11 protein-coding genes are annotated in these 15,667 nt (G+C 69.7%); 8 read left to right on the forward strand and 3 right to left on the reverse strand.

The window, feature by feature from the left end; all coding sequences use genetic code 11:
• Positions 1 to 29: 29 nt before the first annotated feature.
• A complete protein-coding gene (locus ACIRDX_RS04435; RefSeq protein ID WP_396624193.1) occupies positions 30 to 1,214 on the reverse strand; it encodes a M24 family metallopeptidase in 1,185 nt (394 codons plus the stop codon).
• 201 nt (positions 1,215 to 1,415) lie between these two features.
• Here ACIRDX_RS04435 and ACIRDX_RS04440 point away from each other — a divergent pair, with 201 nt between their 5' ends.
• The 6 genes from ACIRDX_RS04440 (at position 1,416) to ACIRDX_RS04465 (ending at position 9,852) form a co-directional block, all read left to right on the forward strand.
• Entirely contained in the window at positions 1,416 to 3,941 is a 2,526-nt protein-coding gene (locus tag ACIRDX_RS04440; protein WP_396624194.1) for a VWA domain-containing protein, read from the forward strand.
• A gap of 90 nt (positions 3,942 to 4,031) precedes the next feature.
• Positions 4,032 to 4,445 (forward strand): hypothetical protein, encoded by a 414-nt coding sequence (locus tag ACIRDX_RS04445; protein WP_396624195.1) that lies wholly within the window; start codon positions 4,032 to 4,034, stop codon positions 4,443 to 4,445.
• 56 nt (positions 4,446 to 4,501) lie between these two features.
• Positions 4,502 to 5,581 carry a VWA domain-containing protein gene (locus tag ACIRDX_RS04450; protein ID WP_396624196.1) on the forward strand — a complete coding sequence of 360 codons (1,080 nt, stop codon included), beginning with the start codon at positions 4,502 to 4,504 and terminating at the stop codon, positions 5,579 to 5,581.
• A gap of 35 nt (positions 5,582 to 5,616) precedes the next feature.
• Complete coding sequence (locus tag ACIRDX_RS04455; RefSeq protein ID WP_396624197.1) at positions 5,617 to 6,735, forward strand: hypothetical protein; 1,119 nt, start codon at positions 5,617 to 5,619, stop codon at positions 6,733 to 6,735.
• Between the two features lie 43 nt (positions 6,736 to 6,778).
• A complete protein-coding gene (locus ACIRDX_RS04460) occupies positions 6,779 to 8,194 on the forward strand; it encodes an ATP-binding protein (RefSeq protein ID WP_396624198.1) in 1,416 nt (471 codons plus the stop codon).
• Positions 8,191 to 9,852, forward strand: coding sequence for an FAD-dependent oxidoreductase (locus tag ACIRDX_RS04465; RefSeq protein ID WP_396624199.1), 1,662 nt, complete (start codon positions 8,191 to 8,193; stop codon positions 9,850 to 9,852). The genes ACIRDX_RS04460 and ACIRDX_RS04465 overlap by 4 nt, the downstream gene beginning before the upstream one ends.
• Before the next feature lie 13 nt (positions 9,853 to 9,865).
• Here the strand turns inward: ACIRDX_RS04465 and ACIRDX_RS04470 are convergent, their stop codons facing one another.
• Entirely contained in the window at positions 9,866 to 10,324 is a 459-nt protein-coding gene (locus tag ACIRDX_RS04470; protein ID WP_396624200.1) for a hypothetical protein, read from the reverse strand.
• Between the two features lie 212 nt (positions 10,325 to 10,536).
• Positions 10,537 to 12,678 (reverse strand): alpha-glucan family phosphorylase, encoded by a 2,142-nt coding sequence (glgP, locus tag ACIRDX_RS04475; protein ID WP_396624201.1) that lies wholly within the window; start codon positions 12,676 to 12,678, stop codon positions 10,537 to 10,539.
• A 159-nt stretch (positions 12,679 to 12,837) separates the two neighbouring features.
• Here glgP and ACIRDX_RS04480 point away from each other — a divergent pair, with 159 nt between their 5' ends.
• Positions 12,838 to 13,947, forward strand: coding sequence for a N(4)-(beta-N-acetylglucosaminyl)-L-asparaginase (locus ACIRDX_RS04480; protein ID WP_396624202.1), 1,110 nt, complete (start codon positions 12,838 to 12,840; stop codon positions 13,945 to 13,947).
• Positions 13,948 to 14,089: 142 nt separating this feature from the next.
• Complete coding sequence (locus ACIRDX_RS04485; RefSeq protein ID WP_396624203.1) at positions 14,090 to 15,640, forward strand: serine hydrolase domain-containing protein; 1,551 nt, start codon at positions 14,090 to 14,092, stop codon at positions 15,638 to 15,640.
• Positions 15,641 to 15,667 lie beyond the last annotated feature (27 nt).

Here is a 15,667-nt window from a genome sequence, read left to right on the forward strand (position 1 = left end):
CCGGCGGGAGGCGCGGCAGCCCGGACCCTTCAGCCCGCGAGGGCCGTGATGGCGGCCTGGCACGGGCCCGTGACCCGCGCCTCGGCGCCCCTGATGACGACGTTGATCTCGGTGCGGACACCGAACGTCGGGAAGTACAGGCCCGGCTCGATGGTGAACCCGGAGCCGTCGAGCAACTGCCGTTCGTCGCGCGTCTCGTAATCGTCGAGATGCGCGCCATTTCCATGGACGCTTTCCCCGAGGCTGTGGCCGGTGCGGTGCAGGATGGCGTCGGCGTAGCCGGCCCCGATCAGGACCTCGCGAGCCGCCCCATCGAGCTCGAACCCGCGCGGGTGCCCGCCGCCGTCCAGCGCCGCCTGCGCCCCGGCCACGGCCGCGTCGCGCGCCCGGGCGATGGCGTCGAAGGCCCTGGCCATCTCGGCCGGCACCGTGGCGCCCGTGTAGGCCACCCAGGTGATGTCGGCAAAGACGGCCCCCGGCGTCGCCTGCTTGCCCCAGAGGTCGAGCAGCACGAGCTGGTCGCGGCCAATCGGCTGGTGCACCGCGGCCGTCGGGAGGTAGTGCGGATTGCCGGCGTTGGCCATCACCGCCACGACCGGCGGGTCCGAACTGACGAGACCTTCCTCGGCAAACCAGCCCACCATCTGCTGCTGCAGGGCGTACTCGGTGGTCTGGAGGGCGCCGGCCGCGACCTGCCGCAGCACGTCGAAGGCGCGGTCCTTGATGCGGTAGAGCGAGGCTGACGCGGCTTCGTGCGTGGCAATCTGCGCCGCCGACCAGACTGCCTCGAACTGCTGCACGAGGTCGCCCGACGAGACGACTTCGACGCCCCGCTGCCGCACGGACTCGAGCGTGCCGGCGTCGACGCGCGACAGGTACGGGATGTTGCAGCCCGGCGAGTATTCCATCGCGATCCGACGACTGCCCGCCAGGAGGGCATCGAGCCCTTCGTCGAGCGAGCGCCGGCCGGCATAGGGCCGCATCGTGCCCGGGAGGTGGTCGAGGTTGTGCCGCTCGATGGCGTGGACCAGGCCCTGCGGCTCCCCGTGGGCCGGGATGAAGTAGTACCACCGGCGGGTGGTCATCTTCGGGGCGCCGATCATGCCGGCCACCGACTGGGCGATGGGATTGGAGCCGTGGAAGTCGTACAGCAGCCAGCCATCGAGGGCAGCGGCAGCGAGACTCGCCTGGACGGCGGCGATATCGAGGGGCATCGGGAAAGTATACGGCGCGGCTCATCCGCCCGCGGAAGGTAGGACGCCTGCCGGGGCCGGTCCGTTCATGGACCCGTCTCGACCATGCGACGGCCAGGCGCGTCTTATAATCCCGAGTTGTCCAGCGCTGATGCCAGCGCGCAGTCCAGCGGGAGGTGGCAGGTCCACGTCCCGTGTCCCGGTACCCCTATGCGTCGATTCGTGTCCTCCACGGCGGTCCTCGCGCTCCTGGCCGGGGCCGGCCTCCTGGCCCAGCAGGCCGGGAGTGCTGCACCCGCGTCCCAGGCCGACCAGGCCCAGCGCCCCACCTTCCGCGCCCAGATCGATTACGTCGAGGTCTCGGCCATCGTCACCGACGATGACGGGAACCTGGTGGCAGACCTGAAGCAGGGCGACTTCCAGGTGTTCGAGAACGGCAAGCCGCAGACCATCAGCGTGTTCACGCCGGTGCGGATCCCGTTCGAGGCGCCGGAGCGGACCCTCATCGAGGGGCGGCCCCTCAAGTTCGACGTCGCCACCAACGAGGGGGCGCGCGAGGGTCGGGTCTACGTGATCATCCTCGACGACTACCACATCGGGGCGCTGCGGGCGAACCAGGTCAAGGTCGCCGTCAAGCAGTTCATCGACAAGCACGTCGCGGCCAACGACTCGGTGGCGGTGATCCATGCGAGCGGCCGCAACAACGCGTCGCAGGAGTTCACGAGCGACAAGGAGCTGATGACCGCCGCCGTCGACAAGCTGATCGGCATGCGGATGCGATCGGCCACCCTCGAGCGGCTCGACGACTACCGCAACCGCGTCGAGTACCTCAACGCCCTGCAGGCCTCGTCGGGCGACCAGAACGCCGCGCGTGACCGGGCCCTCGACATGCTCGACCCCGAGCGCGCCTTCAACGCGCGCTCGTCGATGGAGACGCTGCGCAACGTGTCGCGCCTGCTCGAGACGGTCAACGGCAGCCGCAAGGCGGTGCTGTTCTACAGCGAGGGCATCGACTACAACATCATCGACATCATGGGGCAGGGCGGGGCGCGTTTCTCGAGCGACGTGCTGTTCTCGATGCGCGACGCCATCGGCGCCGCGACCCGCAGCAACGTCGCGTATTACACCATCGACCCCCGCGGCCTCGTCGGCATGTCCGACGACGAGATGGACATGCAGGCACCGCCCCAGGACGTCACGCTGGGCCTCAACCCGTGGAACATCCGCGACGAGCAGCGCCTGGCCCAGATGAGCCTGATGTCGCTCGCCGAGGAGACCGGTGGCGCCTTCTCGGTCAACAGCAACGACTTCACGAAGATCTACGACCGCGTCGTCCGCGACAGCAGCAACTACTACCTGATCGGGTACTACCCGACCGACGATCGCCGCAACGGCAGCGTGCGGCGCATCGAGGTGAAGGTGAACCGCAAGGACGTCAAGGTCTACGCGCGCAAGGCCTACCAGGCGCCCAAGGAGAAGGAAGAGAAGAAGATCACCGAGTCGGCGGCCGGGACGTCGCCCGAGGTGCGCCTCGCCCTCAACTCCGCACTGGCCACGCCGGGCCTCAACATCTCGGTGAACGCCGCGCCCTTCAAGGGCGCCAACAAGACCTCGTCGGTGGCCGTGACGGTGCAGGTCGAGGGCGAGAAGCTGGCCTTCAAGCAGGCCGGCGACGTCTTCACCAACACCCTCGAGATCTCCATGATGGCCATGGACATCATGGGCAAGGTGCCCGATGGCGACCGCGCCAACCTCGACCTCAAGCTCCGCAAGGAGACGCGTGACCGCATGGCCCAGACCGGCATCCGGTCGGTGGCGACGCTCGACCTCCCGCCGGGCCGGTACCAGCTCCGCGTGGCGGCCCGCGAGTCCAACAATGGCACCCTCGGCTCGGTCTTCACCGACCTCGTGGTGCCCGACTTCTCGGACAAGGACCTCAGCATCAGCGGCATCCTGCTGACGTCGACCGGTGCGCAGCTCACGCCGACACCGCGCATGGAGGAGTCGCTCAAGAAGCTGATGCCGCTCCCGCCGACGACGACGCGCGGCTTCGCACAGGTGGAGAACCTGTTCGGCTACGTGGACGTGTACGACGCCATCCAGGGCGCGCACAGCGTCGACGTGACCACCACCGTGACGCGCGCCGACGGCACGAAGGTGTTCAACACCTCCGAGGAGCGCAAGTCCACCGAGCTCGGCGGCGGCAAGGGCGGCGGCTATGGCGTGCAGTTCGAGGTGCCGCTCAAGGACTTCGCCCCCGGCCTGTACGTGCTCAAGGTCGAGGCCAAGCCGCGCGTCAACAAGCCTGCCGTGTCGCGCGAGCTGACGTTCGCCGTCTACGGGCCTCCTGGCGCCGGCGCCACCACCGCGTCCAACGCGCCGCGCTTCGTGCCGATCGCGCACGGCCCGCTCAGCAACGGCGGCGGTGCCCAGCGCGAGTCCGTCGTGCGCAACGAACAGGACTGGGCCGCCCTCTGGGCCCAGTTGCCGACCAAGCAGGCCGCGCCGCAGGTGGCCTTCGACCAGATGATGGTGGTCGGCGTGTTCCTCGGCAATCGCCCCACCAGCGGCTACAAGGTCGAGATCGCCGGCGTCGGCAAGGACGGCGACACCCTCATCGTGATGTACCGGGAAGTGCCACCCGTGCAGGGATCCAGCGTGACGGCCACCGTGACCACGCCGTTCGCCGTGGCGGGCGTCACCAAGCACGACGGGCCGATCCGCTTCGAGAAGGTCGCGGACAAGTAGGTCATCGGGCTACGGGTTGCAGGCGGCCTGCGCGTCAGGTGGCCTGTGGCCCATTGCCTGTCGCCTGTTCTGGTTTACGCTGGTCGCCGCATGGCGAAGCTTCCAGCTCGGCCGTCGGGCCCGGCGTTGCCCACGGCCCCCGAGCGTACGTCGCTCGGGCTCACGCCCCGGCAGGCCGCCCTCCTCGCGTACTCGGCCGGCTGGATTTCGGGAGTCCTCGTCCTGTGGCTCGAGTCGCGTGACCGCCCCTCCCGGTGGCACGCGGCGCAGTCGGTGCTCGGGTTCGGCGTGCTCTCGGTGATCGGCGCGTTCACGCTCGGCATCGCCGCCATCGGCCTCCTCAGTTCGCTCGCGCTGTTTCGCGCGGGCCTCTGGGCGACGCAGGGCATCGTCGTGATCGGCCTGCTGCTCTGGGCCTGGTCGCTGGCGAAGGTGGCCGTCGGTGGCGTGCCTCGCTGGCCGATGCTGGGCGATCGCGTGGACAGGCTCGCCGAGCCGCACTGAACAATTCGGAATTCAGAATTCAGAATGAAGGGGGCACGATGTCCGGAGAGGTCCGCATGCGTCGCCTGCCCCTCGCGGTTGCCACCGTCCTCGCCGCCGCCACGTTGCAGGCGCAGGCGCCCGCGCCCTCCGGCCAGCCCACCTTCCGCGGCGGCACCACGCTGGTGGAGGTGTCGGCGATCGTCACGCGCGACGGGCGTCCCGTCACCGACCTCCGGGCCGAGGAGGTCACCGTGCTCGACAACGGGAAGCCGCAACCGCTGACGGCCTTCGAGCGTGTCGACCTCGGTCGTGGCGAGCAGCCGTCGCAGCGGCGCGACTTCGTGCTGGTGCTCGACGACTGGCACATCCATCCGACGCGCACCGCCCCGGCGGCAGACGCGGCACTGGCGTTCGTCGATGCGCTGGGGCCGCACGATCGGCTGGCCGTGGTGAACACGGCGCCGACGGGCGAGATCGCGCTCGACCTGACCACCGGACGCGAGCCGGCACGCGCCGCGATTCGCGCCTTCCGGGGCCAGAAGACGGGCGGCACGCCGATGGAGGCCGAGTTCCGCACGCGACGGGCCATGGAAGTGCTCGGGCACGTGGCGAGCGCCGTGCGCGACGATGCGCGCGAACGGCGCGCGATTCTCCTCGTGAGCGAGGGCCACGACGGGTTCGTGCAGGAAGGGAATGCTCGCCTCACACCCGCGGGACAGGCGGCGTTCAACGACTACATGCAGGTGCTGCGCGAGGCCGCCATCGGCAACGTCGCCATCTACACCGTCGACCCCCGGGGACTGCGTGCGCCATCGACCGCCCACCTGCCATCGAGCCAGATGGTGAACATGGGCGGTTCGGAGAACCCGCAGTTCACGCAGGCCACGCAGATCTCGAACGGCGAGATCTTCGGCAGCCTGGCCATCCTCGCGCGCAACACCGGCGGCATCCAGACACTGTGGACCAACGACCTGACGAAGATCTTCCCTCAGGTGTTGCAGGACAGCCGGCAGTACTACCGCCTCGCGTACGCGCAGCCGGACCCCGCACCCGGCAAGAAGCATCCCGAGTCGCGCAGCATCGAGGTCAAGGTGGCGCGCCGCGGCCTCGACGTCCGGGCCCGCCAGCGGTACGCCCCGGTCGTGGGCAGCTAGCCGGCCCGACTTGAGGTGTAATGACGCGCATCCCGATGCGCGCCACGTCCTGCTCCCTGTCGCTCGCCTGTCTCGTCGTCCTGTCGTGGGCCGCGCCTGCCGGTGCCCAGGTCGGCCGCGATTGGGGGATCGAGCAGCAGTCCTATGTCGATCCGGTCACCGGCGTCACCGTGCGCGAGATCGCGACGGCCGGCACCAGCGACAACCTCTACTTCCACGTCTCCAACTTCACCGCCGACAACCGGTACCTGCTCTTCACGTCGACGCGGACGGGGACGTCGCAGTTGTATCGCGCCGACGTCGACACGGGGCGGATCGTGCAGCTCACCGACGACCCGAAAGGCACGTCGCGCGGCGCGCTCCCCGACCACACCAACCCGCGTCGCGTGTACCTGCAGCGCGGCCCCGCGGTGGTGTCGCTCGACATCGTGACCTTCACCGAGCAGACGGTCGGCAGGATCCCGGGAGCGGCCGTCGGCGGCTTCGGCCAGCCGTCGCTGAACGGCGCGGGCACGCACCTCGCGCTCTCCGTCCAGCGCGACGAGGGCACGTGGGAGATCGGGCGCATGGACGTGCGGACGGGCGAGTACCGCACCGTCATCACCCAGGGGTTCCGCATCGGCCACGTGCAGCACAGCCCGACCGACGACGTGATCTTCTACGTGTGGGAGACGGGCGGCTACGCGCCGCAACGCACGTGGGTGGTCGACGCCGACGGGCGGCACAACCGCCCCTTCTACGCGCGCACGGACCGCAGGACCTGGGTCACGCCCCTGAAGGAGTGGATCACCCACGAGGCCTGGATCGCCGGCACCGGCGAGCTGACCCTGATCAACGACAAGCAGGGCGTGATGATTGCCGGCAAGGACGGCGGCGCGCGCATGGTGAAGGAAGGGGACTACTGGCATGTCGCCGCGCGTCCAGATGGCCGGTTCCTCGTGGTGGACGACAGCGCCGGCCGGCTGTGGCTGCTCGAGACCGCCACGGGCACGATGCGCCTGCTCGCCACCGGGATCCGCGACGGCGTCCGGGCCGTGCACGCGCACGCCTCGTTCGACCGCCGGGGCGACTACGTGCAGTTCCACACCGGGCGGACCCGCGAGACGGTAGCCCTCATCGACGTGCGGACGTTGCCGCCCCTGCGGTGGCAATGACGCGACGCCGTGTATGATGAGCCGCCCCGCGGAGGGGGGCGCCGTGACACCGAGTGATCTGGTCGAGCAGCTGGCGCAGCACACGACTCTTGGCAGTGCGCCGCGCGAGGAACTCGCCTGGCTGGCGACGCACGGCACCGTGCGTCACCTGGGCGAGGGCGAGGTGCTCACACGGAAGGACACGACCGTCCAGGGCATGTACGTCGTGCTGTCCGGCCACATCGCGATCTTCGTGGAGCGTGGCGCCAGCCGCGACAAGGTGATGGAGTGGCGGGCCGGCGATGTGACGGGCATGCTCCCGTACTCGCGGCTGGCCAGCCCCCCCGGCAACACCGTCGCCCAGGAGCCCACGACCATCCTCGCGGTGGACCGCACGCGGCTTCGCGACATGACGCGTGAATGCCACGAGGTGACCACGATCCTCGTCCACAGCATGGTCGATCGCGCCCGGCGCTTCACGTCGAGCGACCTGCGCAACGAGAAGATGGCGTCGCTCGGCAAGCTCGCGGCCGGCCTCGCGCACGAGTTGAACAACCCGGCCGCCGCCATCGAGCGGAGCGCCGCGCTGCTCGACGATCGCCTCGAGGAGGCGGAGTCGGCGACGCGCATCCTTGGCGCCTCGAGCCTGACCGACGAGCAGCTGGCCGCGATCGATACCGTCCGGAACTCGTGCCTGATGTCGTCGGCCAAGGGCATCCTGTCGCCCCTGCAGCGCGCCCAGCGCGAGGACGACATCGCCGACTGGCTCGGCGTCCACGGGCTCGACGACCGGCTGGCCTCGCTCCTGGCCGAGACGGCCGTGACGATCGACGCGCTCGATCGGATCGCGGAAGCCGTGAGCGGTCCGGCCCTCGGCGCGGTACTGCGGTGGGCGGCGGCCGGCTGCTCCGTGCGTGAACTGGCCTCGGAGATCCAGGATGCCGCCATGCGCATCACCGGCCTCGTGCAGGCCGTGAAGGGCTTCACGCACATGGATCAGGCGCCGGCGGCCGAGCCGCTGGACCTGGCGATGAACCTGGGCAACACGGTCACGGTGCTGAAGTCGAAGGCGCGGCGCAAGTCCATCGCCGTGACGATCGTCGTCGAGCCAGAGCTGCCGCACGTCGTCGGCTTCGTCGGTGAGTTGAACCAGATCTGGGCCAACCTGATCGACAACGCGCTCGACGCGGTTGCCGAGAACGGCCGTGTCGACGTGACCGCGAGGCACGAGCGCGGGCACGTCGTCGTCCGGATCGTGGACAACGGGCCAGGGATCCCTCCCGAGGTGCTTTCCCGCATGTTCGAACCGTTCTTCACGACCAAGCCGGTGGGGCAGGGCACTGGCCTGGGCCTGGACATCGTGCGTCGCCTGCTCTCGCACAACAACGCCGACATCGACGTCGAGTCGACGCCCGGGCACACCGAGTTCCGCGTCTCGCTGCCGATCGCTGCCGCTGCGCAGGCCGGGAGGCCGTCGTGAGGAAGGCCGCGCTGTTGGCCGTCGACGACGACCCCCAGGTCCTGGCGGCGATTCGTCGCGACCTGCGGGACCAGTACCGCGACAAGTGGACCGTGCTGAGCGCGTCCTCCGGGCAGGAGGCGCTGGAGACGATGCAGGAGATGAAGAAGCGCGGCGATGCGCTGGCCCTCATCCTCAGCGACCAGCGCATGCCGGGCATGCAGGGCACCGAACTGCTGACCAGGTCGCGGGATCTGTACCCGCTCGCGCGCCGCGTGCTGCTGACGGCCTACTCCGACATCGACGCGGCCGTGCGCGCCATCAACGACGCGCACCTCGATCACTACCTCTCGAAGCCGTGGGCGCCGCCCGAAGAGAAGCTGTTCCCGGTACTCGACGACCTCCTCGAGACCTGGCAGGCCGATGCCCCGCCCGAGGCCGCGGGCCTCCGGCTGGTCGGCCATCAGTGGTCCCCCCGGTCGCACGCCATCAAGGACTTCCTGGCGAGCAACCTCATCCCGTACCAGTGGGTGGACCTTGCGCGCAGCCCCGAGGCGCCGGCGCTCGTCGAGGCCGCCTCGCTCGCGTCCGACGACCTCCCCGCGCTGTTCTTCGAGGACGGCACGGTGCTTCGCAGCCCCGAGCCGCGACAGGTCGCCGAGCACCTGAAGCGTCCCCTCGCGGCGGCACACGACCTCTACGACCTCGTGATCGTGGGCGCGGGACCGGCGGGACTGGCGGCGGCCGTGTACGGCGCCTCCGAAGGCTTGAAGACGCTCATGCTCGACCGGCACGCGCCCGGCGGACAGGCAGGCACGAGCTCGCGCATCGAGAACTATCTCGGGTTTCCGACCGGGGTGAGCGGCAGCGAGCTCACGCGTCGCGCGGTTGCGCAGGCGCAGCGGCTCGGGGCGGAGTGCCTGGTGCCCGTCGAGGTCACGGGCGTGACGCTCGAGGGCGGGTACAAGCGGCTGCAGTTGAGTGATGGCCGCGAACTGGTGACCCGCACCATGCTGGCGGCCACCGGCATGGCCTACCGCGAGCATCCGGCGCCAGGCGTGACCCGGTTCACGGGCGCGGGCGTGTACTACGGCGCCGCGACGACGGAGGCGCCCGTCTGCACCGGCAAGCGCGTGGTGGTGGTGGGAGGCGGCAACTCCGCAGGGCAGGGCGCGATGTACCTGTCGCGGTACGCGGCGGAGGTGGACATCGTGATTCGTGGCGCCTCGCTGCAGGCCACGATGTCGCAGTACCTGATCGACCAGATCGGCAGGACGCCGAACATCCGCCTGCGGACGGGCACGGAGATCGCGCGCGTGGAGGGCAGTGACCACGTCGAGCGCGTGGCGTTCACGTCGCCCGGGATCGAGGGCGAGGTCGTCGAGCCGGTGGATGCCGTGTTCGTGTTCATCGGCACGCAGCCGCGCAGCGAGTGGCTGCCGGGTGAGGTCATCCGCGACGGGCGTGGTTTCGTGCAGACGGGGCGGGACCTGATGGCCGCCCAGGGGTACGCGCGTATCTGGAAGGAGTCACGCGAGCCGCTGGCGCTCGAGACGAGCGTGGCCGGCGTGTTCGCCGCCGGGGACCTGCGCGCCAGCGCCATGAACCGCGTCGCCTCGGCGGTCGGCGAGGGCTCGATGGTCGTGCGGTTCGTGCACGAGTACCTGGCGCTCACCTAGCCGGGCGCCCGGCTTACAACTCGCCGTTCCACTCCTCGGGTTCGGCCTGGGTGGCGCGGATGATCTCGATGTGCCACTTGCCGCCGCCCCACGGCTCGATCACCTCGGCGACGACGACGTCGACGAGCACTTCGTGGAAGCTGCGCGTCTCGGGATCGCCCTCGAGGTGGTAGGCAGGCTCCTCCCACCCGAACGTGGGATAGAGCACCAGGGTGAGGAACAGGTCGTACCCATCGTCCACCACGATGAGCATCCCGCAGGGACGCTTCAGGGTGGAGTGGTAGATGAGGTACTTCTCGGCGCTGTGGGCGCGGATGTAGCGCTTGAGCGCGAACTCGCGCGCGACGATCTCCTCGACGGCGATCTTCTTGTCCCAGCAGTCGCGGCAGTACTTCTCCTCGCCTCGCGGCTCGGACACTTCCTTGGCATTGCACAGGGCGCAGCGGGCGCTGGACGCGGTACGACGAGGCATTACGTGATTGTCGCATGGCGCCAGCGCGACAATCACGAAGGGCAGAAGCGTAGAAGAGCAGAAGGAAAGAAGGCAGGGCGGGAAGGCGGAAGGGCAGACGCAGAAAAGGCAGGGAGGAAGGTGAAGGTGACCGCGCCAAGCCTTGGAGGCTTCGCCCGTCCGTCCTTCGCCCTTCCCGCCCTGCCTTCTTACCTTCTACTCTTCTGCTCTTCTTACTTGTCCTTGCCCACGCTGTGCTCGAACGCCGGCATGTACATGCGCTCGACGTACTCCTTCAGCATGCGGCGCGTGCAGAACTGCGGCGCCACCGTGCGGATCGACTGCTTGACCATGCCCACCCAGCGGTGAGGCACGTCGTGGTCGTCACGCTCGTAGAACGCCGGCACGACCTCGTTCTCGAGGAGCCGGTACAGCGCCTCGGCGTCAGCCGCATCCTGCGCCGACGGGTCCGCGTGCTCGACACCGGGGTCGATCAGCCAGCCGTTGCCGCCGGCGAAGCCTTCCGGCCACCACCCGTCGCCGATGCTCACGTTGAGCACGCCGTTGGCTGCGGCCTTCATGCCGCTGGTGCCGCTCGCTTCGAGCGGCTTGCGGGGGTTGTTGAGCCACACGTCGCAGCCCTGCACGAGGTAGTGGGCGACGTGCAGGTCGTAGTCCTCGACGAAGGCGATGCGGCCGCCGAAGCGCGGGTCGAGCGCGCGGCGGTAGATCCCCTGCAGGGCGTGCTTGCCGCCCTCGTCGGCCGGGTGGGCCTTGCCCGCGAACACGATCTGCAACGGCCGCTTGGGGTCGTTGAGCAGCCGCGCCAGCCGATCCGGATCGTGGAAGATCAGGTCGGGCCGCTTGTACATCGTCATGCGGCGGGCGAAGCCGATGGTGAGCGCCTGCTGGCCGAGGAACGTGCCGCCGGCCAGGACGCGGGGCGGGGCGATGTTCTCGCGGACCCAGCGCTCGCGAATGCGCTCGCGCACGAAGTTGTACATGTAGGAGCGCATCTTCTCGCGCGTCTCCCACAGCACCTCGTCCGGGATGTCGAGCACGCGGTCCCACAACGCCGGCTCGTCGTGGCGCGCGCGCCAGTCGGCCGGCAGGTACTTGTCGAGCGTGCGGGTGAGCTCGAGCGACAGCCAGTTGGTGAGGTGCACGCCGTTGGTCACGGCCTTCACCGGCTCGTCCTGCGGCGGCAGTTCCTGGATCAGCGGCGCCCACATCTCGCGCGTCACCTCGCCGTGCAGCTGGCTGACCGCGTTGACGCCGCTGGCGCTGCGCATCGCCAGCGCCGTCATGTTGAACAGCGTGCCGCTGCCGTTGTCGTAGCGCCCCAGTGCGAGGAAGTCCTCGCGGTGCGCGCCGAGTCCGCCCCAGCACCCCGCCAGGTGCGTCTCCACCATGTGGAACGGGAAGGCATCGTGGCCGGCCGGCACGGGCGTGTGCGTCGTGAACACCGTCGTCTTGCGCACTTCGGCGTGCGCCTCGTCGAACGATCGCCCCTGCTCGAGCAACTCGCGAATCCGCTCGAGCACGACGAAGCCGGCGTGCCCCTCGTTCAGGTGCCACACCGCCGGCTCGAGTCCGAGCGCCCGCAGGATGCGGACGCCGCCGATCCCCAGGATGATCTCCTGCTGGACCCGGGTCTCGCGGTCGCCACCATAGAGCCGCGCCGAGAGCTCGCGATCCCAGGGCGCGTTCTCGGGCAGGTTGGTGTCCATCAGGTACAGCGAGATGCCCCCGAGCTTGACCTGCCAGACCGAGACGAGCACGGTACGGCTGCCGAGGGGCACGGCGATGACCAGCTCCGAGCCGTCGGCGGCGCGGGCGGGCTGCGTCGCGGCGTTCTCCCAGTTGATCTGCTCGTAGATCTCCTGCTGCCAGCCGTCGGCCGTGACGCTCTGGTGGAAGTAGCCCTGCGGGTACATGAAGCCGACGCCGACGAACGGCAACCCGAGGTCCGAGGCTTCCTTGCAGTGGTCGCCGGCCAGCACACCGAGGCCGCCCGCATAGATCGGGAGCGACTGGTGCAGCGCGAACTCCGCCGAGAAGTAGGCGATGGGACGGGTCCGACCGAACGTCGCGCGCTCGGCCCACCACGTGTGCTCCCCGGCACGCGCGGCCTGCAATTGGCGCATCGCCTCGTCGTACAGGCCGAGGAACGCCGGATCGGCCGCCGCGGCGGCGAGGCCCTCCGGCGACAGCAGGCGCAGCATCCGCACCGGATTGTGGGCGGTCAGCCGCCAGACCTTGTAGTCGAGCCGGCGGAACACCTCGCGCGCGTCGCGGTGCCACACCCACCACAGGTCCATGGCGAGGTCCTGCAGGCCGGCAATGCGTTCGGGGAGGACGGGGAAGTCGGACATGGCTCCTTCGCTTGTCTTGAGCACACCTCTCGCATCGGCGCCGACACGCCGGCCATGAACCCCGACATCGGGTTCAGCAGCACAGACGCGTGGGGCACGGATCGAGCGGCCAGGGGGCACTCACCCGGCCTGTAGACCAGCTATCGTACACTCTGGCGCATGTCTTCCCGCCTGAATCGACGCGATTTCGTCCGCTCCGGCGCGGCCGCCGCCGGCCTCGGCCTGGCCACCCGCGCCGAGGGCGCCCCGGCCATCCTGCAGTCGCGGCCCCGCCCCGTCGTCATCGCCTCGAGCAACGGCCAGACGCGCCTGCACGACGGCAACGAAAGCTGTGTCGCCAGGGCGTTCCGCCTGATGACCGGGGGCACCGACGTCCTCGAGGCCCTCGTGGCAGGCGTCAACATCGTCGAGCTCGACCCCAAGGACACCAGCGTCGGGTATGGCGGCCTGCCCAATGCGGAGGGCGTGGTGCAGCTCGACTCGTGCTGCATGCACGGGCCGAAGAAGCGCGCCGGCGGGGTGGCGGCCCTGGAGGGCGTGCGGACCCCATCGAAGGTGGCGTACGCGGTGATGCAGAACACCGATCACCACCTGCTGGTCGGCGCCGGGGCGCAGAAGTTCGCCCGCCAGATGGGGTTCGAGATCGAGGACGACCTCAACACCGACACGTCCCGCAGGCTGTGGCTCGAATGGAAGCGCCGCCTCGACCCGGAGCACTTCCTCGACCCCGAGAAGCGGGCGCAGGCCGGTTTCGATGCCGGGTGGTCGATGGTGCGCGACGGCCTGATCGACCGTGACCACTACTTCGGCACCATCAACTGCGACGGCGTCAACGCCAAGGGCGAGATCTGCGGCGTCACGACCACCAGCGGCCTGGCGTGGAAGATCCCCGGGCGCGTCGGCGACTCGCCCATCCTCGGCGCCGGCCTGTACGTCGACGGCGAGATCGGCGCGGCCGGGTCGACCGGGCGTGGGGAGGCCAACCTGTACGGCCTGTGCTCGTTCCTGATCGTCGAGCAGATGCGTGCCGGCAAGTCGCCCAAGGATGCCGGCATGGAGGCGCTGCGCCGGGTGCGCGCCAACACCATCGAGAAGCGCCTCATCCACGAAGGCAAGCCGAAGTTCGGGTTGAACTTCTACATCCTGAACAAGAACGGCGAGTTCGCCGGCGTGTCCATGTACGAGAGCAGCTACGCGGTGTGCACCGAGAACGGCCCGGAGATCCGCAAGACCGAGTCGCTCATCGAGGGCAAGGAACCGAACTGGTAAGGGAACGGCAGTCGGGAGTCGGCAGTCGGCAGTCGGACCCTGGACAGGGGCCGTTCTCCGCACGGGCCGTCACCGCAGCAGAGGGCGGGCAACCATGGGCGAACGAAACCTTTCCGTGGCACGCCGCACTCTGAGGACTGGCGTGGCGACCGGGCTGTTGGCGATGTCCCTGGCCGGACCGAGCCACGCGCAGTCACCCGCGGTCGGCGCGACACCGGATCGCGCGGCCGCGCTGGCCACCGCGTTCCCCGACATCGACCGGATATTCACCGAGTACGCACGCACCGCACATGTCCCCGGCATGGCCTGGGGCGTGATCGTGGACGGACGTCTCGTGCACACCGGCACGTTCGGTGTGCAGGACGTCACGACGCAGGCGCCCGTCACGGCCGATACGGTGTTCCGCATCGCGTCGATGACCAAGAGCTACACCGCCGCGGCGATCCTGATGCTGCGGGACGAGGGTAAGCTCTCGCTCGACGACCCCGCCGAGCGTTACGTGCCCGAACTGAAGGCGCTGGCGTATCCGACCACCGATTCGCCTCGGCTCACGGTGCGCCACCTCCTGACCCACGCCACGGGCTTTCCCGAGGACAACCCGTGGGGCGATCAGCAGTTGGCGGTGACCGACGCGCAGATGGACGCCCTCATGCGCCAGGGCATCCCGTTCTCGACGCCGCCCGGGCTTGCCTACGAGTACTCCAACTACGGCTTCGCCATCCTGGGGCGCATCGTCACCAACGTCGCGGGCATGCCGTATCGCGAGTACGTCCGCACGCGGCTGCTCGTGCCCCTGGGGCTGTCGGACACGACCCTCGACGCGCCCGCCGTGCCGCCCGCGCGCCTGGCGCATGGCTACCGCTGGGAAGACGAGCGCTGGAAGGAAGAGCCCCCGCTGCCCGACGGCGCGTTCGGCGCGATGGGCGGGATGCTGACGTCGCTGCGCGATCTCGCGGCGTACGTCGCCTGGCACATGGACGCCTGGCCCGCGCGCGATGGCGCGGAGGCGGGGCCGCTGCGCCGGTCGTCGCGCCGCGAGATGCAGCAGGTGTGGCGGACGGCAACCGCCCTGGCGCGTGTGCTGCCCGGCGGGGGAGTGCAGCTGCAGTCCGGCGGGTACGGATACGGCCTCCGTGTCTCGCAGACCTGCGAGTTCTCGCATGTCGTCGCCCACTCGGGTGGCTTGCCCGGGTTCGGCTCGCAGATGCGTTGGTTGCCAGAGCACGGCGTCGGCCTCGTGGCGATGGGGTCGTTGACCTACACCAACTGGGGACCACGCTTCGACGCCGCGCTTGCCGCGTTGTCGCGGACCGCTGCGCTGGTGCCGCGGCAGCCGCAACCTTCGGCGGCGCTCGTCGGCATGCGCGCCGACGTCACGCGCCTGATCCAGCAGTGGGACGACGGACTGGCTGAGCGGATTGCCGCCAACAACCTCTATCTCGACGTGGCGAAGGAACGCCGCAAGCGGTCGTTCGAGCAACTGCGCGAGAAGCACGGGGCGTGTCGGGCGGACGGCCCGCTCGTCGCCGAGAACGCCTTGCGCGGCGAGTGGGTCATGCCGTGCGAACGCGGGGCGCTTCGCGTCTCGATCACCCTGGCGCCGATCGTGCCGCCGAAGGTGCAATTCCTCTCGGTCCGGTCTGCGGAAACCACGGCACCGCCGACGCCCGGGCCGACCACCTGCCTGCAGTAGGGACGAAGAGGTGGTGGGGCCGGCGCG

Origin of the sequence: Luteitalea sp., assembly GCF_044337415.1 — a bacterium.
GTDB lineage: Bacteria > Acidobacteriota > Vicinamibacteria > Vicinamibacterales > Vicinamibacteraceae > Luteitalea.

Excerpts from the sequence above, each read along its gene's own strand:
- ACIRDX_RS04435 (WP_396624193.1), bottom strand. The coding sequence starts at position 1,214 with ATGCCCCTCGATATCGCCGCCGTCCAGGCGAGTCTCGCTGCCGCTGCC.
- ACIRDX_RS04445 (WP_396624195.1), top strand. The coding sequence starts at position 4,032 with ATGGCGAAGCTTCCAGCTCGGCCGTCGGGCCCGGCGTTGCCCACGGCC.
- ACIRDX_RS04450 (WP_396624196.1), top strand. The coding sequence starts at position 4,502 with ATGCGTCGCCTGCCCCTCGCGGTTGCCACCGTCCTCGCCGCCGCCACG.
- ACIRDX_RS04455 (WP_396624197.1), top strand. The coding sequence starts at position 5,617 with ATGCGCGCCACGTCCTGCTCCCTGTCGCTCGCCTGTCTCGTCGTCCTG.
- ACIRDX_RS04470 (WP_396624200.1), bottom strand. The coding sequence starts at position 10,324 with ATGCCTCGTCGTACCGCGTCCAGCGCCCGCTGCGCCCTGTGCAATGCC.
- glgP (WP_396624201.1), bottom strand. The coding sequence starts at position 12,678 with ATGTCCGACTTCCCCGTCCTCCCCGAACGCATTGCCGGCCTGCAGGAC.
- ACIRDX_RS04480 (WP_396624202.1), top strand. The coding sequence starts at position 12,838 with ATGTCTTCCCGCCTGAATCGACGCGATTTCGTCCGCTCCGGCGCGGCC.